The sequence below is a fragment of the Thioclava sp. DLFJ5-1 genome (genome assembly GCF_002020115.1).
GTDB classification, from domain to species: Bacteria; Pseudomonadota; Alphaproteobacteria; order Rhodobacterales; family Rhodobacteraceae; genus Thioclava; species Thioclava sediminum.
Genome location: NZ_MPZU01000004.1, coordinates 185,010 through 204,659, shown reverse-complemented (window position 1 = coordinate 204,659; position 19,650 = coordinate 185,010). Strand labels below are relative to the sequence as shown.

The window sequence follows — 19,650 nt, the reverse complement described above, 5'->3', positions numbered from 1 at the left end:
CGATGTCCCAGACCCGCCGCTATATCGCTTCCGCCCTGATCCTTCTCATCGCGCTCGCCGGTGTCGCGACCGTGCTCTACGCATGGCGCTTGCCGCCGTTCCGCTCTGACGTTGCCTGGACCGACAACGCCTATCTGCAGGGCAAGGTCACGCCGATCTCTGCGCAGGTCGCGGCCGAAGTCACTGCGGTCCCGGTCAGTGATTTCGAGGAGGTCAAGAAAGGCGATGTGCTTGTGCGTCTCGACGATCGCGCGCTGAAAGCGGCGGTGGAGCAGGCGCAGGCTGCGCTCGAGACGGCGAAGGCCGCGCAGTCGAACGGGGCGCAGGCGGTGAATTCGGCGAAAGCTACGCTCGAGGCTAAGCAGGCTTCGCTCGCCTCGGCGAAGGCCGCCGAAGCCACAGCGCAGACCGCGCGCGACCGGGCTTCGAAGCTGACGAAGAAAAGCTATGTCTCGCAATCGGATGCCGATCAGGCGCAGCTTACGCTCGATCAGGCGAAGGCGGGCGTACAGGAGGCGCAAAGCGCCATCGACGTGGCCGAGCAGGCGGTTCAGACGGCACAGTTGAACAAACGCTCGCTCGCCGCGAAAACCGATGCGGCGCAGGCCGCGCTGGATGCGGCGCAGGTGGCGCTCGACCATGCCGTGATCCGTGCGCCCGAGGATGGGCGGCTGGGTCAGGTCTCGGCGCGAGTCGGCAAATTCGTCAGCGCCGGGAGCACGCTGGTTTCGCTCGTGCCTTCCGATCTCTGGCTGATAGCGAATTACAAGGAGACTCAACTTGCGGGGCTGCAGATGGGCGAGCCGGTGACCTTTACCGTCGATGCGCTGGGAAAGACCGAGTTCAAAGGCCATATCGAGCGGTTCTCGCCCGCGACGGCAGGGCAGTTCAGCCTGTTGTCGGGCTCCAATGCGACCGGGAATTTCACCAAGATCGCGCAGCGCGTGCCGGTCCGGATCGCGATCGACCCCGATCAACCGCAGGCCCAACGACTGGCCCCGGGTCTGTCGGCCGAGGTCAGTGCCCCGCAGCACGGATCGTGATCCGTCGTTAGCTATGCGGAAGGCGCAGCGCGGCTATGTCGAATAAGCTGTTTCTGCGGCGCAGCATTTGTGCGAAAAAGACTTCAACGCAGCGAGCAAATCGTTGCAACAGTTCCTGAGGCTCTTTCCTCCTCCCTGAGCCTCGGAAATTGGCGGTGGCCTCTCTCCTCCTCCCTGAGGTCACCGCCTCCTCCTCCCCTTAGATGACCGACATGCGCCACCAAACGGCGCCGTTTTCAATCGTGAAAACGCGTTCGAGCTGTTGTTCGGCGCGACCACATGAAGGTCCGGTTGGAATAGTTGGTCAGCGTGATTCCGGCGGCGAAGTGAAGCCGTCCGTCCTCGAGCGAAGGGGGCTGCGATTTGTGGCCGTCGTTTGGGTCGAGAGAGCGCAGCTCTGGAAATGTCGCGTCGCCGCCTCGTGTTGCCAAGCCAAGCAGACGTCGATTTCACGGCCTGAGCGGCCAGAGAAACCTAAAACAATTCAGTTCTACTGAGAAAAGTGGCTGGGGCGGTAGGAAACGCAGCCATCTTTCTCGCAGTCAACGCATACAAGCGCTTACGGTGAACTCTAGGCCGATTGTGTGACTTGGTGTGTTACCGGCGCGTGTTCCCATTAATTCGACGCTAGTTGCCGGCGCTATACTGAGCAAGTCCAATTTTCCTGACATACTTCCGCGCCTTGTTTCGAAGGCGCGCCTCTTTCGCCTCGCATTCTTCAAATTCAAGGCAAGACGATATCTTATGACATGACTGTGATGAGAGCTTTCCCAACCTATCGCAGTTGCCTTGAACAAAAAAATTGGGGCGGTGTACTGGGGCTGAACATGGTCCGCTCTTTATACGCGGGCAGATTTTGAACCCTTCCGCGTCGCAAAAAAACTGTTGAGAGAAATGTGCTGGGTGCACCTGCTACGTGCCGGGAAATGCTTCTTGCAAATGTACGTAAAGCTATGATCCAAGTTTTTGTCATAAGACATATCTATTACGGCAAAGGGAAACGCATGCCCACTGTTCAGCGCATGAAATACTGCCCCACTTGCGGCGCGAAAACACTCCATATCCAACAACGGCCGAATTATCTGCTGCATGTCGTGCTCACCGTTCTTACGGCCGGCCTCTGGCTTGTCCCGTGGCTGCTGTTCATCGGCCCGAGCACGCCGCAATGCACTGCGTGCGGAGGCCCTGACACGATCGGCGATCTCGTCGCGCAGCCCGGAAAGGTGCTCGAAAACAGCCGTAATGCCCGAGAGGCATACGAGGCGCACAAAGCCCATAAGCAGGCTGTGAAAGAAGCCCAATCCAAGGCACGCGCCGAGAGGAGCGCAGAACGCGAGGCAGCTCGTGTCGAACGCGAAAAGGCCAAGATTAAGAAATACCACGATGCCTAAGTGGATCAGTGTGGAATTGGATCGGACGATGCTACGAAAGGTAGCGTCGATCTCCGTGTGGCCGCCCGCATATGCTAAAGGCGCGAAAAATTCGTTGGCGTAAATTGAGGGGTGGCGGCGACAGGATCACAAAGAAATACTCCCAAATCAGTTTTCGCGGTGCTCCTCCCCGGTCAGTTGTCCGTCGCCTTGATCTTCCCGAGGTCGACCCAGCTCGCGATGTAGTTCTTGCTCTCATCGAGCACTATCGTGTTGAAGTTGTCTTTGTCCCAAATTGCAGTGGCAGCGGGATAGCCAATTGTATTTGTAACCCAGCGGCGTTGGCTCGGGACAATTATTACCCGCCCGAGAAAGTGAACCATTAGACTTCCGATGCACGTCCCATCGGGCCAGCGTTGGCCCTTCACCTGAATCACAAGGATTATGTTCTTTCCTATCGACGGCGCGAGGCCACCAACCGGACCCTTTGGGCGTTCAATCACCCTGAAGCCGGCGAGATCCAACTGATCGGTCGCATAGGCTTTCACCTCACCGATGTTGGTCCAGCACCCATTTTCTGCGGCGTCCAGTACCTCGACCCAAGCTCCATCGAAGTCGGTCGGTGCCCAAAGTGTTTCTTCGGCTACACATTGCGTGCCTGTCATCACGGTGAGGAGCGCGAGAATGGCAAGTCGTGTCAATGCGAAGGCCCTCCGATCCGTTATCGAAGACTGTACCTCGCGTGTTCGTGATGACAATCGGTTCGTAGTACCGAGAAGCCGATCCGGTTCCGTCTTGAACGTCGTTTAGACTTATCAAGATAAACGCCAGCTTATCGCTTGATTAATTTTGGGGGCTTGCAGCCGGCCTCATTCTTCGAATTTCAACGAAATATGGACTGAAAACGTTGAAGAGTGTTTGGTTATGATAAGGGGGGGGGCAGTGATTATTAGTTGAAATATGATTAATATCAATTTGTTAGTGGTTTTGTTCTTATAATTTGTAATCAAATTTCAGGCTTTTCGACGTTTCCTAGTACGGTTGCGTCTCAGAACACGTGCTGAATTTATCGGGGTCTACGTCGCGACCGCTGCCACAAGTCCCGTTGTCGGTCTGATCGAGTAATGATCGACCTTTCAAATCAAGCAGAATTCGTAATTTCTGCCAGTCTAAATCGACGAGCAAAGAGTGGGCAACCTTTTCGGACACAGGAAAATAGCGACTCTGGGCCAGTCTTCGGATTCCATTCTCGTAATCACCCTGTACAAAACTGAGCAACGAACGTTGATTAGTTTTGTATGAGGCTCAAGACCATGCCCCCGCTCAGATACGTCGCCTACTACCGCGTCTCGACTAAGCGCCAAGGCGCATCTGGCCTCGGGCTAGACGCTCAACGTGAGGCCGTCGAGTTGTTCACGGCGAAAAGTGATTGCGCGGTGCTGGCGGAGTTCGTCGAAGTCGAAAGCGGCAAGCGCAGGGAACGGCCCGAGCTCGACCAAGCCCTAAGGTGTTGCAGACAAACAGGTGCGGTTCTGCTCATAGCCAAGCTTGATCGCCTCGCGCGCAACGTTGCGTTTGTCTCGTCGCTTATGGAGAGTGGGACCGAGTTCATCGCCTGCGACAATCCACACGCGAATCGGCTTACGGTTCACATCCTCGCGGCCGTCGCCGAGGACGAGGCCCGCCGGATCAGCGAGCGGACCAAGGCAGCGCTGGCGGCTGCAAAGGCGCGTGGTGTGGCCTTGGGCGGAGATCGAGGCTATCGCCCCTTAGGAAGGCCGGACGGCGCACTGGCGGCTCTCAAGGCCGCCACAGACGACTTTGCTATGTCTATCGCGCCAGTCATCATAGACATCATGCAGGCTGGGCATAACTCGCTCTACGCGATCGCAACCGAGCTAAACCAGAGGGGTATACGCACTCGCCGGGGTGGACGCTGGCATGCTTCGACAGTCCGGAACTTGGTCAATCGCATTTCGTGGCCCCAGCCAGCCCCACGCATCACGGAAGCAAACTCAGGAAACAGGCCGCCGAACATGGCCGAAACTGATACAATTATAGGCTAACTGAACAGGCCCGCCCACGACGAACATTTGTCAAGCAATTTTGCCCTTGGCAGCCAATCACACCACAATAGAGGCAGCCTCAGGAACCCCGGCTATTGCGACAGCATCGCTTTTTATGCGAAGGAAACACTGAATAGATTTTCGTCAACCGACCCACGCAGCAGGGGAACTATGCCAATCAACATTCAGATCGAAGATGCTGATTTGGACGGTTTTAGTGACCCGGCCAAAGAAAGCGTCAAAACGGCAGGCGAAGAGTTCATAAGGCATGTCATCAAAGAAGCGAATCGGTTGGAATCAGCCCAAAATGCTGGAAACGGTCCGGTGGAGATAACAAAGGCCATGGTTGACAACGCTGCGCTTATCCAGCGACACGCTGTCGGGGGCAAGAAGACACCGACGCACATAAAGCTTCTTCGTATCGCGTCGTCTGTCCTATCGCTTCTCGTGGGCATCATGTACGACACCACAAAGCTACAACAAAATAGCTACATGGCTACCTTCGTAATAGTTATTGCATTAGCCATCCTAGCCACCACCCTGTCAACTTTGAAGGAGTGAGAAATGACCGATTCACTCCGCAAAGACGTAGCGCACGAGCTAGAACTGCTCAAACATGAGGCGCGAGGCCATAGGACCTTCGCAATGCGACTGGAACTTATACTTCGCATATATATCTATTTCGGCATTGTTATTGCTAGCGGTGCCCTTGCCTACTTCGGCCTCAGCTTCCTGAAGATTGAATTGACAGCCGAGCAACGCATGTCGCTAATTGTAGCTGGCGCGGGCATTTCGGTTTCTGTGATGTCGGCCGCACTCCTTGCCATCCGGCGCCAGCAAGCGATTCTCAGGTCGGATACCTACCTCAAGGTCGAGCAAGGTTACGACTTGGTGCGAGAGTGGGCAACGTTCGAGGAAAACAGTCGACGTGTTTTGGAGGACAAAGGTATCGAATTTAACGCCCGGTCGCCACGCTTCATTGTCTCCATGCTTGAGAGCCACAATCTTGTTTCCAGCGACCTTGCTAAAGAGATTAGCGCCGCATTGGATGTTAGAAACAGAGTTGTCCATCAAGCGGCACCAGTGCCTCAGCCTGAAATTGAGGATGCCACCCACACCCTCTCGATCTCCAATGCTACGTTGAATCTGATCCTGGATAGCGCCGACAAAACCCAAAACGCCCCAATGCCAAGCACTTCAAGAGAGGTGTAGGGACGAGGAAAAAATCTCGATCTCGATAACGACTCATAAGCGAAGAAAGCCTCCGTCATGAAGGCTCACTCCACCATATGAGTATGCGGTGGACAGTCGGCACCGGCCCCATTGGTTTGCTGGCGTAGCGGCCAATAGGATGTCACATGGAAATCAAAAGCGCCCCGCTAGAGCCGGACGCCGTTCCGACGCAGCATCTCATATGGGGAAATAGATGACACACCTTTAGCGTTCCCGGCATCTGGAATCTTGATCTTGTTTTTCCGAGGCGGTTCACTCGTGTCCAGCGTCACGATCTGGTGCCCCCCGCTCAGCGCATGCGCGACAAGCTGGTAGTCGGCTTTGTTTAAGAATTCCGCGACAGCGGCCGGCGTATAGCCGTTGGAGAGCTCATCGCCTAAGAGAGTTCCGCAACTGCGGGCGCAAACGCTTTGCCTTGTTTGACAGGCTGAAACCCGGCGAGTAGCTTCGAGACGTCCACGAACGTGGGTCCGATAAGAGCTCAGCGATCGCGAGCCGCCTTCACCATCAACGTTATTTCCGAGCCGTCCTCTGCCCGAGTGACGCAGAAATTGGTCGCGTAATCCCGTGCAGCAGCAAGACACTCGCCGTCAGGCCCTCACCCACGAAATGCCAAAAACGGTTTCAGGCAATGCTGGCGACGATCAGAAACGCCAAATTTCAAAGGTCTTCTCGGTGCGCGCAGGCAGGAAGTACGAGTGTCTTATTAGAGGTGAAGAAGAACAGACTGAGGAAGATAGAGAGCTTTTACACTTCCTTCAGGCAAACGTGCTGTTCGACTTCCTGCAAGAACAAGAACATGCCCCGACGCGTAAGCGACTCAGGTCCCATTCGAAGCAGGAGAAGCATCGTCTGATGCTGGCTGGCGCGGTGGCCCTTGCATTGCAGGCCCAGCGAGGTGGAGCGGACACTGTCTTTGCAACGATCAATCTTCGAGACGGTGAGCCGCATAGCCAAGCACTGCGCAATATGCGCCGGGTGGTTCTGCAAGAGACAGGGGTCAGAATCAGCTGGGCAGGGGTTTTCGTGCCGGTCACAGGACGGACCCGCAAGACACAGGCGCATGTCCATGTCCTGATCTGCAACCTCAAGGTTCACAGCCCGGCGTGGGACGCGGTCAATCGCTTCATGAATGCTCGCAATCGCAAGTTACCGCGTAGTTGCCACATGACATGGGCCTTTGGCCTCGATGGGCTGGCTCAATACCTAGAGGGCAAGAAGAACCTCTGCCGGCGCGGAGCCGAGGTTATCAAGACCGACGATGTTCTCAGAGAGGCTGAGAAGCTGTGCCGCTACGGCTTCGACGCGTTGAGGGAGACCCTTCAGGGCACCCTTCAGTCGCTTTCTAAACTTGGTTGCGCAGGGTCGCTGGCGACGACCGGCTGTGCTAGCGAGCTTAGCCCAGCAAGTGCCAGTTTGATGGAGAACGGAAATTATGAGGCGATAGAGCCTGGTGAACGACAGGAGCCTCCAAGAGCGGCTACAGAGCCCACCATTCGGGCAGTTCGGCCGCGCCCGCCGCCTCGGCTGATAATGGCGTTCTATGGGCTTCTGAGGGGCTCTCATCGAGAGCTGAAGCTCTGGGCGCCAGTGATAAAGTCAGCGTTGATGCCGGGATACTGGATGCCTTCGATCGCCTCTTTCAGGCGCGAGATTTCAAACCCCTTGATGTAGCGACCATCTTCCCCTGTTAAGGTGTGGCCGGCGAGCCGCTTTCTCATCGTGGCATTGTCGCAGGCATTCGCTAGCGCCGTAATCGCAGAGTGCCGGAGGCCATATACGGAGACCCCCTCGATGCCGAGGTGGGGCAGCTTTTCGTTCAGGCGTTTGCAGATGTATTGGCTGTAGCGACCAGCCTTGCCTTGTGCCGACAGGTCAGGAAAGAGGCGCGTCTGACCGGCCGATTGCAACTTCTGAACGTAAGCTGAGAAGCCTAAATCGCTCAGTATAGAGTGCACAGGGACTTGCCGGCGCGAAGCGGCATTCTTCAGCTGCTTGCCCGTTGAAGCAGCCCCCTCTGCAGTCACCCCACCGTTGATGTCGATAACGGTGCTTCCGTCGACTTCGGAGACGTCCGAGAGATGCAACTGCGCGATTTCTTCTGGTCGAAGCGGGTGAAAGGCCATGAATAGTGGCAGCCAATACCATGAGTCTTTGATGATCTCGGTGCCCGGCGAAAAGCGCCGTTGTCGCCCCCGGCAGCCCCTATAGATGGGGGCTGAGAACAACATTCTGATCTGCTCCGTCGACCAGCTTCGCCGCTCCTCGTTCGTGCCGATGGTTCGCTTGCTGCTTTGATGGACCCCGGCCGCCGGGTTCTCTCGGATTTCGCCTTGGCGCACGGCCCAATGAAAGAGTGCAACTACGTTCTTCATGTGCTTCGCGACTGTCGTCGAGCTGAGCGGCTCTAGGTCGCCGGCGTCGACGCTCTCGACAAGCTCAGGCAGCGTCAGCCTGCGAAGAGCGCTACTCTTTCCGCGTTTCTTCGGCAGTCGGCGCACGAGATCGAGGAATTCGGCGACCTGCTTGCGCGTGATCGACGCGAGCGGCACTTCTCCGAAGTGCTCGTTCAGCAGGGCAAATGTGTTGTGGTTCTCACGCTGAGCGTCTGCGCGCCAATGGCCCCCTTTGACCTTCTCTTTCTCATACTTCTTAAAAGCCTCTTCTAGAGACAGCGTCGGCGCCGGCGGGTCTATGTCGCAGCCTAAGAAAAGGGGGTCGGCTGGCACGGCGGTGAAGTCACCGTCATAACGAGCCGCTGAAATGCGTGAGGCTTCAGCCCCCGCGCGCAGAAGCTTGAAGCAAAATTCGCGGTACTCGGGGCTATTGAAGGGGGCGGTGATGGCGTTTTCCGCCAGCACCTCATCGGCAGTTGGTCCGGCATTCTGCCACCACTTCATTCGAAGCTGCTCACGCGCTCCCTCGACCCGACGCGAATTGCGCGCCGCACCCTCATCAGAATAGGCACGTCGATTGAGCCAATCGAATTCCTTCAGGAACTCGGTGAAGGTTGCGCGCGCGAGCTCGTTGAGCTTCTCGCGGTCGAGTGTGCTGTCCGACATGGCCTCAGCGAAAAACAGGTCTAGCCGAGAGGAGAGCTGCCTCGCCATCTGAACGGCCATATGATGATTGCAGGGCGGCAGGGCGCGAACGAAATCGGAGCGACCTAGTTGCGTGACGAGCCGAGTTGGGATTCGGCGACGAAAGTATAGGCGACGGTTCTTGAGTAAAAGATGCTTTGACATGTGGCCCTCGATTAGGTCGAGGGAGCACGGCACCGGCGACGTTGTGTGACCGTCTTGTGTGACCAAATCGCCCAAAGACCGGCCTCACGACCTTAGCGGCCAGAGAAACCTTAAGCATTTCAGTGTTGTCTGGAAAAGTGGCTGGGGCGGTAGGATTCGAACCTACGGTGCGCGGTACCAAAAACCGGTGCCTTACCACTTGGCTACGCCCCAACGTGGGGGGGTATGTAGCCAAGTGGGCGCGGGGCTTCAAGAGGAAAATCCGACAAATTTCGATTGCGCGTCACGCGCCGCTACGGCAAGCGAGACGGCATGGAAAATTGCGATGTTTTAGTGTTGGGCGCAGGGGCCGCCGGACTGATGGCCGGGATCGAGGCGGCGCGGCGCGGGCGCTCGGTGCAGGTGCTCGACCACGCGCGGCGCCCCGGCGAGAAGATTCGAATCTCTGGCGGCGGGCGGTGCAACTTCACCAACCGTCTCCTGACCCGGCAAAACGCGACCGAACGATTCCTGTCGCGCAATCCCCGCTTCGCGCTCTCGGCGCTGTCGCGCTACACGCCCGCGGATTTCATCGCGCGGCTCGATGCGGCGGGGATCGCCTGGCACGAGAAGCATCTCGGACAGCTCTTCTGCGACGGCAAGGCCACGCAGATCATCGACCTGCTGCTGCGCGATCTGCGCGCGGCAGGGGGCGTGCTGTCGCTCGAGACGGAGATCGAGCGGGTGGAGCGGGAGGGCGGTGGCTTTCTCGTCACAACCTCGCAAGGCCCGATCCGCGCGGCTTCGGTGATTGTCGCGACGGGCGGCAAGTCGATCCCGAAGATGGGCGCGTCCAGCCTCGGCTACGAGATCGCGCAGACGTTCGGCCTCGATATCGTGGAGACGCGACCCGCTCTGGTGCCGCTGACCTTCGCCGAGCAGGATCTGGCGCGCACCGCGCCGCTGTCGGGTCTCGCGCGGCCCGTCGATCTGCGCCTCGGCAAGACGCATTTCGTCGAGGATCTGCTGTTCACCCATCGCGGGCTGTCCGGGCCGGCGATTCTGCAAATCTCCAGCTATTGGCGCGAGGGTGACACGCTCAAGGTCGATCTCGCGCCGGGCAATGACATCGCGGCGGCCCTGTCGGAGCAGCGCGACGCGGCGGGCCGGCAGGCGCTGCACAATGCGCTCGCGCGGCATCTGCCCGAGAAGCTCGCGCATTTCGTGGTGGCGGAGGCGAAGCTATCGGGGCGGCTGGCCGAGCAATCGAACAAGGATCTCGCCAAGCTCGACGATCAGATCCATCGCTGGCAGGTGCGGCCGGTCAGCTCGGAAGGGTATCGCACGGCGGAGGTCACGCTGGGTGGCGTGTCGACCGATGCGCTCGATGCAAAGACGATGCAGGCGAAGCAGGTTCCGGGGCTCTATTTCATCGGTGAAGTGGTGGACGTCACCGGCTGGCTCGGCGGCTACAACTTCCAATGGGCCTGGGCCTCGGGCTGGGCCGCGGGGCAGGTGGCCTGACCACGCGCCTCTTCCTCTTGGGAAAAATATCCCGGGGGGGCCCGAAGGGCGGGGGCAGAGCCCCCTCCCTCTTAAGTTTTGTCGCCCTCCGGCGACGGAGGCAGAGCCCCCTCCCGGATCGGTTTCAATGCCGTCGGGCGTTACCGCCCGACGGCGACGTAATCCGCGAAGCCCGCCTTCCTGACGTCCTTCTCGGCGTAGATGTTGCGCAGGTCGGCCATGCGCGCGGTCTCCATCGTCGCTGCGATCTTCTGCAGGTCGAGCGCGCGGAACTCGTTCCACTCGGTCAGGATCACCACGCAATCGGCCTTCTCGGCTGCGGCATAGGCGTCATCCATCCAGGACACGCCGGGAAGCAGCGCTTCGCCCTCGCGCTTGCCCTGCGGATCGACCACGCGGACCTTCGCGCCGCCGCCCACGAGCGCGGGCACGATGGTCAGGGCAGGCGCCTCGCGCATGTCGTCGGTGTTCGGCTTGAAGGTCACGCCATAGATCGCGATCGTTTTGCCGTTGACCGAGCCGCCGCAGAGATCCACGACCTTCTCGATCATCCGGCGCTTGATGTCGTCATTCACCTTGATGACCGTCTCGACGATCTCCATCGGGCAGGAATAGTCCTGACCGATCCGCGCCAGCGCCGCGGTGTCCTTCGGGAAGCACGAGCCGCCATAGCCGGGGCCTGCATGCAGGAACTTGTTGCCGATCCGGCCGTCGAGCCCCATGCCGCGCGAGACCTGCTTGATGTCGGCGCCGGTCTTTTCGCAGAGCCGTGCGATCTCGTTGATGAAGGTGATCTTCGTCGCGAGGAACGCATTGGCCGCGTATTTGATCATCTCGGCGGTTTCCAGATCGGTATAGAGGATCGGGAATTCGCGCAGGAAGAGCGGGCGGTAGATCTCGCCCATCACCGCCTCGGCTTTCTCCGAGGTGGTGCCAACGACGACCCGGTCGGGCCGCATGAAATCGTCGATCGCCGCGCCTTCGCGCAGAAATTCGGGGTTCGAGGCCACGTCGAATTCGATGTCGGGGCGGGTCTTCCGGACGACCTCGGCGACCTGACGGTTGGTGCCCACCGGCACGGTCGATTTCGTCACGATCACCGCATAGCCGGTCATCGCGTTGGCGATCTCCTCGGCGGCGGCCATCACATAGGTCAGATCCGCATGGCCGTCACCGCGCCGCGTCGGCGTGCCGACCGCGATGAAGACCGCATCGGCGCCTGCGACCGCAGCCTTGAGATCGGTGGTGAAGGTCAGGCGTCCGCCTTCGACGTTCTTCACCATCAATTCGTCGAGCCCCGGCTCGTAGATCGGCACGCGGCCGCCCTCGAGCATTTCGATCTTCGCGGGGTTCTTGTCGACGCAAACGACCTCATGGCCGAAATCGGAGAAACACACCCCCGAAACAAGGCCAACATAGCCCGTGCCGATCATCGCGATTTTCATATTCTCGTCCTTGCCTGTGCTGTGTCGGTGCCTTGATTCCCGGGCGGCGAAATTGCAAGCCGGTTCCGGACAAGTTCTCGTAATTCTTCTCAGAATCCGCGTCACTCCAGAAGCGCGGAATGGTAGCCTGTGCCGCGTTAGACACGAATTCTGGGCATTTCATGCAAGAAAAGTGCCAAAGTGCAACAGTCTTCGCCTCTGCGTGAATGGGCCGTGTATTTCACTCTTTGCAATCCCGGGAAGCTGTGTAAGTCTCGCCGGGAAGCTGCCAGAAAAGTCCGGCGGCTCCCTACGGTAATGACGGAGATTACTATGAAAAAGATCGCTACCATCGCCCTGGCCCTCGGCCTCACCGGTTCGACCGCTTTTGCTGGCGGCTACACCGCTCCGGTCGTCGAGCCCGAGCCCGTTGTGGTTGAGCAGTCGTCGTCCTCGAACGCCGGCATCATCATCCCGGTTCTGCTGCTGCTCGGCGTTGCTGTCGCAGCCTCGAACAACTAATTTCGGGTAACACCGAATTGGAAGGGGCCGGACGTACGCGTTCCGGCCTTTTTCATTTCCGGAGATACGGGGTAGGGCCTGACGCTCCGGGGACAGGAAAAACCCGCGCTTGGCGCGGGTTTTTCTTTTGCGGGAAGGAGCGGTTTTGCCATGCGTCGAGTACCGCTGCTGTGGCCGCACGACAGGTCCCGTCATCTCGCGAAAAGCAAAACTGGACGTTGGGGGCATCCGCCGGGTAAATCCGCTTTGGACCGCGTGAGAGGGAGACCCGCATGAGCCAGAGATTTACCCGCCGTGAGAGTTTCGCCCTTGCCGCCGGTGCCGCCGCCTTGGCCGCGCCGCCTGTGCTGGCCGCAGAGCCCGAGGTCACGCTGCGCCTGCATCAATTCCTGCCGCTGACCAGCTTCGTGCCCGCCCATATCCTCACCCCTTGGATCAAGGCAGTCGAGGAGGCGTCGCAGGGCCGGGTGCGCATCCAGCATTACCCCTCGATGCAGCTTGGCGGGAAGCCGACCGATCTTATCGATCAGGTCACTGACGGGGTTGTCGACATTGTCTGGACGCTGCCGGGCTACACGCCGGGGCGGTTTCCGCGCACCGAGGTGATGGAGCTTCCCTTCCTGGTCGCCGAGGCCGAGGCCGCGTCTGCCGCGCTGTGGGAGCTGGCGCAGGCGGAGATGGTCGATACGGATTTCCGCGACATTCACCTGCTGGGGACCTGGGTGCACGGGCCGGGCGTGATCCACGCGAACAAACCTGTGCGCGCGATTTCCGATTTCGAAGGGCTGAAACTGCGTGGCCCGTCGCGGGTCACGACGAAGCTGCTCGAGCATTTCGGCGCGACGGCTGTCGAGATGCCGGTTCCGGCTGTGCCCGAGGCGCTCTCGCACGGGACGATCGACGGGGCGCTCCTGCCCTGGGAGGTCTCGGCCTCGCTGCGGATCGGCGAGCTGGTCCATCACCACACGCAATTTGCAGGCCCCTCGATCTACACGGCGAGCTTCATTCTCGCGATGAACAAGGACCGCTACGCCGCGCTTGACCCCGATCTGCAGGCCGCGATCGACAGCGTCTCGGGCGTTGAGTTCTCGGCGCAGGCGGGACACCTGCAGCAGGCCGAGGATATCCCCTCGCGTCAGGTCGCGATGGATCTGGGCAATGAGATCATCACGATCCCGGCCGAGGATACGTTGATCTGGAAAGACGCGTCGCAGCCGGTGATCGACGCATGGGTTGCCGAGATGGAAGAGAAGGGGGTGCCGGGTGAAGAGTTGTTGACCTCCGCCCGTGCCTTGATCGAGAAACATTCGTTCTGAGGTTGGGGCGCAGTGAGCTGGTTCGTGGGCGCCGATCTGCTACGCATCGCGCTGACCGTGGCGGTCCCGGCGCTGGCGCTTCTGCCACTCTGACGCAGGTCCGCAAAAGAGCGGTGATTTCTGCGCGCTTCTGTGCGAGCATGATGCCGAGGAGGACCGCCCATGACCGAGATTACCAGCGATTTCAAAGGGCAGACCGTGATCTGCACCTTCGAGATGACGCCCGCCACAGCCGACGAGCTGATGGAGAAGCTGCAAGCCGCCTATTCCGAGGTGATCTCGAAAGCGCCCGGTTTCATCGGCGCAGGCCTGCATATGAACGACGCGCGCACGCGGATCGCGACCTATTCGAAATGGAACGAGCGGGGCGACTATCAGGCGATGCTGCGCAGCCCCGAGATGATTTCGCGGAACCGTGTGATCTACACGCTGTGCCGCAATTTCGAGCCGGTGATGTACGAGGTTTCCGCCGACTTCTGACGGACCGGCATGCGTATTGCTGCGCTGCCGAATTGGTCGCGTGGAGAGGGAACTTCGGGGCGCTCTTCGCGTTGTTGTGAAAAGACATATCGGAGTGACATCATGGAAAGCGTTCTGCAAGCAATCGGCACGGTCGGCCTGATCTTCCTCGTGCTCGCAGGTCTTCTGGCGGGCTGGATCGCTAGCGTCGTCTCGGGTGGGCGTCACAAGGCCGCCTATCTCGCGATCGGTGTGGTCGGCGCCCTCATCACCCCCTTCATCGTCGCCCTTCTGGGCGGGGCGGTGCTGGCGGCGGGCGGGCTGCTTGCGATCATTGCCATCGCGCTTGTCGGCGCAGTCATCGTGCTGGTTATCGGCAAGATGATCCTCGACTGACGCAAGGCGCGCGCCTCAGGGCAAAGGCCCGCCGCGCGCCAGCCACCATCCCAGCTTCAGGTAGGCGAACCCTTCACGGGCGCGAGCCTTCGCGCTCGCCCGATGCGGCGGACAGTCCGCGCGCGCCCGAAGCCCCATCTGCCGCGCGATCATCACCGCGCGCGGCGCGTGATAGGGATCGGTGACGATGATCACCTCGTCGCTCTCCAGATGCGCCCGCGCGAAGCCGATATTCTCGTAAGTGCTGGTCGAGCGATCTTCGAGAAAGATCACCTCGGTCTCCACGCCTTCCGCGCGCAAGATCCGGGACATCACCTCCGCCTCGCTCGGCGGATGCCGCCCGACACCTCCGCAACAGATCACCCGCTCCGCCGCGCCTTGGTGCCAGAGCGCCGCCGCATGAAGGGTGCGCCGTTGCAAGCTGGGTGAGGGGAGGCCATCTGCCCAAACCGCTGCACCAAGGATCAAAATCGCTCTCATTTCGTTGAGCTAAAGTTTCACACTGCCGGCGACAAGGCTGGCAGTCGTGTTATGATCACGAAAAAGGGAGGTTAACATGCGTTTCATTTTTCTTGCCGCGCTGCTGGCTGCCGCGCCTGTTTTGGTCGAGCCCGCTTTCGCCGAGCCGGTCAATATTCGCCCCGACGTCATGTCCGTCACGGTCGACACTGCCAAGGGCCCGGTCGAGATCAAGCGGATTCAGGATAATGAGAACAAGCTCGAGGGCGATTGGGCCAAGACCTCGCGCCCCTGTCCGAGCTTCTGCATCCAGCCGATGATCCCGGCCCCCGGCGTGACCCCGGTAGGGGAGCTGGAGATGCTGGAGTTTCTCAAGGATCCCAACGTGGTGGTCGTCGACGGGCGGGTGACCCGCGACTTCGAGGGCGGCGCGATTCCCGGTGCGATCAACATCCCCTATATGGAAGCCCCCGACCGTCTGGGCGAGCTTGGCTGTCAGCCTGATTTCGAGGGCTTCATCTGCGACGGAGAGGATGTGAAATCGGTCGCGCTTTACTGCAACGGCCCGTGGTGCGGCCAGTCGCCCACCGCCGCCCGCCGCATGATCGAAGCCGGTTTCCCGGCGGAAAAGATTTATTACTACCGCGGCGGAATGCAGCAATGGCGGCTGCTGGGGCTGACGGTCAGCGGGGGCTGAACCTCAGTCTCCGGGCTCTGTGCAAGGGTAGGCTTCGCCATCGGGTAGCCGGCAAAGCGCGTCGAAGAAGCTGCTGGAAAGCCGATCATAGCTGAGCATTCTGTGTTCCCGGTCGCGGGATTCGAGATAGTCGCTGCACGACGCGAGGTAGTATAGCTCGCGTCGTGCATCTTTCGCGTACCACTGGGTGAAAGCGGCGCTAGCCGCGCTGATGAGGTCGCCCGAGCGGCCCATTTCTGTCTCGAAGGCTGCGGCGATGTCGTCCTGCATCGGCCATCCTGCAAGCGCGTCCCAGGCGTCGGGCATCCCGGCTTCGCGCAGATCCCAAGCCACAGCGAGGCTGAAGGTCGTCGCGTCCGCCTCCATCGCGAAGATCGCGCGGGCATTTTCCTTCATCGACAGGTTCGGATCGGGACAGGAGCCGTGGAATTTCTGCTCCAGATGACGCAATTCATGAATCAGAACTGCCTTTTGCAGGGCGGGTGCCATGTCGGTGGCGATCACGAGCCGGGAGGAGCGCGGCTCGAAATATCCCCGCGCATCGTGGAGCGTGTCGGCGAGACACAGCTCGCCAGCGTCTTGAAAGAGCGCGACATGTAGGCTCGGCCAGCGGTCGAGGGCGGGACGCAGCTGTGTGACGAGCGCAGCGATTTCGGGTGGCTTATCGAAGGGTGGGGCGGCGCAAGTGAGGATCTGGGCGTGCGCCGGTCCGGTCATCACACCGAGCCAAGCGCCCAGGGCAATGTACCGGACGAGCCTCACCGCCCCTTCTTCCGCTTCACACCCCCGCGCTGACCCGGCCGTCCCGCAGTTGACCGGCCCTGCGCCTTGACCGCGGCCTCGCTGGCCGCCTCCACCGCCGATTGCCGCGCGAGCGGGTCGTCGTGGACGGCGAGGTCCACCGCCTCCAGACGTTTCACCTCGTCGCGCAGGCGGGCGGCTTCCTCGAATTCCAGATCCTCGGCAGCCTTGCGCATCTTCGCGCGCATGTCGTCGAGATGCGCCTGCAGGTTCGCACCAGGTTTGACCGCATCGACCTTGGCGGTGACGCGCGACATATCGGTGTCGCCTTGATAGAGGCCCGCCAGAACGTCATCGACGTTCTTCTTGATCGTCTCGGGCGTGATGCCGTGTTCTTCGTTATAGGCGATCTGCTTGGCGCGGCGGCGATCGGTCTCGTCCATCGCGCGCTGCATCGAGCCAGTGATCTTGTCGGCATACATGATGACCCGCCCCTCGGAGTTCCGCGCGGCGCGACCGATGGTCTGGATCAGCGAGGTTTCCGAGCGCAGGAAGCCCTCCTTGTCGGCATCGAGGATCGCGACGAGCCCACATTCGGGAATGTCCAAGCCCTCGCGCAGCAGGTTGATCCCGATCAGCACGTCGAAGGCGCCGAGGCGCAGGTCGCGCAGGATTTCGATCCGCTCGATCGTGTCGATGTCGGAGTGCATGTAGCGCACGCGAACGCCCTGTTCGTGCAGGTATTCGGTCAGATCCTCGGCCATGCGTTTGGTCAGCGTGGTGACCAATGTGCGATAGCCGCGCGCGGCGACGGTGCGGATTTCGTCCAGAACATCGTCCACCTGCGTCTCGACCGGGCGGATCTCCACGACCGGGTCCAGAAGGCCCGTGGGGCGAATGACCTGTTCGGTGAAGACGCCGCCGGTCTGTTCCAGCTCCCACGCGGCGGGGGTGGCCGAGACGAAGACCGATTGCGGGCGCATCGCGTCCCATTCCTCGAATTTGAGCGGGCGGTTATCCATGCAGGACGGCAGACGGAACCCGTGTTCGGCCAGCGTGAACTTGCGCCGATAGTCCCCGCGATACATGCCGCCGATCTGCGGCACGGTGACGTGGCTCTCGTCGGCGAAGACGATCGCGTTGTCGGGGATGAACTCGAACAGGGTAGGCGGCGGCTCGCCGGGTGCACGACCCGTGAGATAGCGCGAGTAGTTCTCGATCCCGTTGCAGACGCCGGTCGCTTCCAGCATCTCCAGATCGAAATTCGTACGCTGTTCAAGGCGTTGCGCCTCCAGCAGCTTGCCTTCCTCTTCCAGCTGCTTCAGCCGGAGCGCCAATTCCTTGCGGATGCCCTTCGCGGCTTGCTGCAGGGTCGGGCGCGGCGTGACGTAGTGGCTGTTCGCGTAGATGCGGATCTGGTCGAAACTGTCGGTCTTCGCGCCCGTCAGCGGGTCGAATTCGGTGATCGCCTCCAGCTCTTCGCCGAAGAAGGAGAAGCGCCAGGCGCGGTCCTCCAAGTGGGCGGGCCACAGATCGACCGTGTCGCCCTTCACGCGGAAGGCGCCGCGCTGGAAGGCCGCGTCGAGTCGCTTGTATTGCTGCGCCACCAGCTCGTTGATGAACTTGCGTTGCTCGATCAGATCGCCGGTCTTGAGGTCCTGTGTCATCGCCGAATAGGTCTCGACCGAGCCGATACCGTAGATGCACGAGACCGAGGCGACGATGATCACGTCATCACGCTCCAGAAGCGCCCGGGTGGCAGAGTGACGCATCCGGTCGATCTGCTCGTTGATCTGCGATTCCTTCTCGATATAGGTGTCCGAGCGCGGCACATAGGCTTCGGGCTGGTAGTAGTCATAATAGGAGACGAAATATTCCACCGAGTTGTCGGGGAAGAAGCTCTTGAACTCACCGTAGAGCTGCGCGGCCAGCGTCTTGTTCGGCGCGAGGATGATCGCGGGGCGTTGGGTTTCCTCGATCACCTTGGCCATGGTGAAGGTCTTGCCCGTGCCGGTCGCCCCCAGCAGTACCTGATCGCGTTCGAGCGCCTCGACACCGGAGGACAGCTCCGCAATCGCGGTCGGCTGGTCGCCAGCCGGGTTGAACTGAGTCTGCATCACGAACCGCTTGCCGCCTTCCAGCTTGGGGCGGGTGAGCACGTCGGGGCGTTCGGAGGGCAGATTGGTATTGTTGTGAGGCATCGCGCAGACCTTTTGCTTGCCCCCCAAAGTTGTCCTCTTTTCGTTCGCATTCAAGGGTTTGCGAAAGGCGTTACGGAAGGCTTAACGCAGAGTTTCGAATTGTCTATATTTAACAGGGGTTTGCGCCTCTGTTTGGCTTGAATTCGTGGCGGGTCGCGCGCATCTTGCCTTTTGCAAGCAGCATCAGACTGCCGGCCGGCGCACCACCCCCACCCCTTGCTCCCCAGCCGGTCGGCAGTTCCTCAACTTACGGGTGCTTTCGGTATCCTCCCGGCACGGCGGGCGGCGGCGTCATCGAAGGGTCCGGCATGTCATGCACAATCGCCTCGCCTCTTTCGGCTTTGCGCTCCGGGGCTTGCGATTTGGCTCAGATGCACTAAGAAAAGCGAGAGGTATCGCAGAGGAGTTTGCCCATGCGCGCGCGCATCTACCAACCCGCCCGCAACGCCATGCAATCGGGCACCGCGAAAACGCGGTTCTGGTATCTCGACTATGTCGCCTCCGACGCGCGTGAGATCGACCCGCTGATGGGCTGGACCAGCTCCAACGACACGCAGGCCCAAGTGCGGCTGCGCTTCGAGACCCGCGAGGCCGCCGAAGCCTATGCCAAGGAAAAGGGCATCGATTACGTCGTGACCGAGCCGCATAAGCGCGCCCCGAATGTCCGCGCCCGCGGCTATGGCGAGAACTTCGCCACCGACCGCCGCGCGAACTGGACGCACTGAATACCTGCGATTTCGGCGAAAGCTTTCCCGGCTAAGGGGGAGCTTTTCCGCACCGCGATCACCCGTTTTCCACGTGAATGAAGCTGGGGCGTCAGGCTGCGTTTCGGTTTCTTCCTGCGTTCCAACCTGTGCCACCGACGGTCTCGCGCAGGTTCCAACGTGGCCCGAATTTCCGACGTAGCTCTGCGTTCCATCCAAAGAGCCCGTCGCTTTGTTCCTTGGCATTATCGCGCTCACGATTTTCGACGTT

Annotated in this window: 19 protein-coding genes and 1 tRNA gene; 13 read left to right on the top strand and 7 right to left on the bottom strand. The window is 60.4% G+C overall.

All coding sequences use genetic code 11. The features are described from left to right. Positions 1 to 2 precede the first annotated feature (2 nt). Together BMI86_RS13805 and BMI86_RS13800 are read left to right on the top strand one after the other, a co-directional pair. Positions 3 to 1,043, top strand: a complete 1,041-nt coding sequence (locus BMI86_RS13805) for an HlyD family secretion protein (protein WP_078541917.1) — start codon at positions 3 to 5, stop codon at positions 1,041 to 1,043. A gap of 953 nt (positions 1,044 to 1,996) precedes the next feature. After that, positions 1,997 to 2,434: a hypothetical protein gene (locus BMI86_RS13800; RefSeq protein ID WP_168173858.1), complete on the top strand. Its 438-nt coding sequence runs from the start codon at positions 1,997 to 1,999 to the stop codon at positions 2,432 to 2,434. Positions 2,435 to 2,607: 173 nt separating this feature from the next. On the opposite strand, the gene BMI86_RS13795 is transcribed toward BMI86_RS13800, so the two are convergent. Beyond that, on the bottom strand, positions 2,608 to 3,114 hold the full coding sequence (locus tag BMI86_RS13795; RefSeq protein WP_078541915.1) for a hypothetical protein: 507 nt from the start codon (positions 3,112 to 3,114) through the stop codon (positions 2,608 to 2,610). A gap of 597 nt (positions 3,115 to 3,711) precedes the next feature. Between BMI86_RS13795 and BMI86_RS13790 the strand changes: the two genes are divergently transcribed. The 4 genes from BMI86_RS13790 to BMI86_RS21025 all read left to right on the top strand — a co-directional run bounded on the left by BMI86_RS13790 (position 3,712) and on the right by BMI86_RS21025 (position 7,386). Continuing rightward, positions 3,712 to 4,479, top strand: coding sequence for a recombinase family protein (locus BMI86_RS13790; RefSeq protein ID WP_210402726.1), 768 nt, complete (start codon positions 3,712 to 3,714; stop codon positions 4,477 to 4,479). A gap of 171 nt (positions 4,480 to 4,650) precedes the next feature. Next, the gene (locus BMI86_RS13785; protein ID WP_078541914.1) at positions 4,651 to 5,040 is read left to right on the top strand and encodes a hypothetical protein; all 390 of its coding nucleotides are present in this window, start codon (positions 4,651 to 4,653) and stop codon (positions 5,038 to 5,040) included. 3 nt (positions 5,041 to 5,043) lie between these two features. Continuing rightward, positions 5,044 to 5,691, top strand: coding sequence for a hypothetical protein (locus BMI86_RS13780; RefSeq protein WP_078541913.1), 648 nt, complete (start codon positions 5,044 to 5,046; stop codon positions 5,689 to 5,691). 588 nt (positions 5,692 to 6,279) lie between these two features. Next, positions 6,280 to 7,386: a hypothetical protein gene (locus BMI86_RS21025; RefSeq protein ID WP_143594809.1), complete on the top strand. Its 1,107-nt coding sequence runs from the start codon at positions 6,280 to 6,282 to the stop codon at positions 7,384 to 7,386. Here BMI86_RS21025 and BMI86_RS13765 read toward each other — a convergent pair. Both BMI86_RS13765 and BMI86_RS13760 read right to left on the bottom strand, forming a co-directional pair. Then, positions 7,275 to 8,957, bottom strand: a complete 1,683-nt coding sequence (locus tag BMI86_RS13765; protein ID WP_348638956.1) for a site-specific integrase — start codon at positions 8,955 to 8,957, stop codon at positions 7,275 to 7,277. The genes BMI86_RS21025 and BMI86_RS13765 overlap by 112 nt on opposite strands. Before the next feature lie 138 nt (positions 8,958 to 9,095). After that, a tRNA-Gln gene (locus tag BMI86_RS13760) sits at positions 9,096 to 9,170 on the bottom strand. A 99-nt stretch (positions 9,171 to 9,269) separates the two neighbouring features. On the opposite strand from BMI86_RS13760, the gene BMI86_RS13755 reads away from it, so the two are divergent. Then, positions 9,270 to 10,460: an NAD(P)/FAD-dependent oxidoreductase gene (locus BMI86_RS13755; RefSeq protein WP_078542096.1), complete on the top strand. Its 1,191-nt coding sequence runs from the start codon at positions 9,270 to 9,272 to the stop codon at positions 10,458 to 10,460. A gap of 140 nt (positions 10,461 to 10,600) precedes the next feature. Here BMI86_RS13755 and BMI86_RS13750 read toward each other — a convergent pair whose 3' ends face one another. After that, the gene (locus tag BMI86_RS13750) at positions 10,601 to 11,905 is read right to left on the bottom strand and encodes a UDP-glucose/GDP-mannose dehydrogenase family protein (protein ID WP_078541909.1); all 1,305 of its coding nucleotides are present in this window, start codon (positions 11,903 to 11,905) and stop codon (positions 10,601 to 10,603) included. A 312-nt stretch (positions 11,906 to 12,217) separates the two neighbouring features. On the opposite strand from BMI86_RS13750, the gene BMI86_RS13745 reads away from it, so the two are divergent. The 4 genes from BMI86_RS13745 (at position 12,218) to BMI86_RS13730 (ending at position 14,577) form a co-directional block, all read left to right on the top strand. Next, entirely contained in the window at positions 12,218 to 12,406 is a 189-nt protein-coding gene (locus BMI86_RS13745; RefSeq protein ID WP_172976163.1) for a hypothetical protein, read from the top strand. A gap of 272 nt (positions 12,407 to 12,678) precedes the next feature. Then, positions 12,679 to 13,722 carry a TRAP transporter substrate-binding protein gene (locus tag BMI86_RS13740; protein WP_078541908.1) on the top strand — a complete coding sequence of 348 codons (1,044 nt, stop codon included), beginning with the start codon at positions 12,679 to 12,681 and terminating at the stop codon, positions 13,720 to 13,722. A gap of 162 nt (positions 13,723 to 13,884) precedes the next feature. Next, complete coding sequence (locus BMI86_RS13735; protein ID WP_078520328.1) at positions 13,885 to 14,202, top strand: antibiotic biosynthesis monooxygenase; 318 nt, start codon at positions 13,885 to 13,887, stop codon at positions 14,200 to 14,202. Positions 14,203 to 14,304: 102 nt separating this feature from the next. Beyond that, on the top strand, positions 14,305 to 14,577 hold the full coding sequence (locus BMI86_RS13730) for a hypothetical protein (protein WP_078520327.1): 273 nt from the start codon (positions 14,305 to 14,307) through the stop codon (positions 14,575 to 14,577). A 15-nt stretch (positions 14,578 to 14,592) separates the two neighbouring features. Here the strand turns inward: BMI86_RS13730 and BMI86_RS13725 are convergent, their stop codons facing one another. Beyond that, on the bottom strand, positions 14,593 to 15,057 hold the full coding sequence (locus tag BMI86_RS13725) for a YdcF family protein (RefSeq protein ID WP_078541907.1): 465 nt from the start codon (positions 15,055 to 15,057) through the stop codon (positions 14,593 to 14,595). A 76-nt stretch (positions 15,058 to 15,133) separates the two neighbouring features. On the opposite strand from BMI86_RS13725, the gene BMI86_RS13720 reads away from it, so the two are divergent. After that, entirely contained in the window at positions 15,134 to 15,733 is a 600-nt protein-coding gene (locus BMI86_RS13720) for a rhodanese-like domain-containing protein (protein WP_078541906.1), read from the top strand. Between the two features lie 3 nt (positions 15,734 to 15,736). Here BMI86_RS13720 and BMI86_RS13715 read toward each other — a convergent pair whose 3' ends face one another. After that, positions 15,737 to 16,450 carry a DUF6782 family putative metallopeptidase gene (locus tag BMI86_RS13715; RefSeq protein ID WP_143594808.1) on the bottom strand — a complete coding sequence of 238 codons (714 nt, stop codon included), beginning with the start codon at positions 16,448 to 16,450 and terminating at the stop codon, positions 15,737 to 15,739. A 41-nt stretch (positions 16,451 to 16,491) separates the two neighbouring features. Beyond that, positions 16,492 to 18,675, bottom strand: coding sequence for an excinuclease ABC subunit UvrB (gene uvrB / locus BMI86_RS13710; RefSeq protein WP_078542095.1), 2,184 nt, complete (start codon positions 18,673 to 18,675; stop codon positions 16,492 to 16,494). Between the two features lie 413 nt (positions 18,676 to 19,088). Between uvrB and BMI86_RS13705 the strand changes: the two genes are divergently transcribed. After that, a complete protein-coding gene (locus BMI86_RS13705) occupies positions 19,089 to 19,400 on the top strand; it encodes an ETC complex I subunit (RefSeq protein WP_078520323.1) in 312 nt (103 codons plus the stop codon). Positions 19,401 to 19,650: the final 250 nt, after the last annotated feature.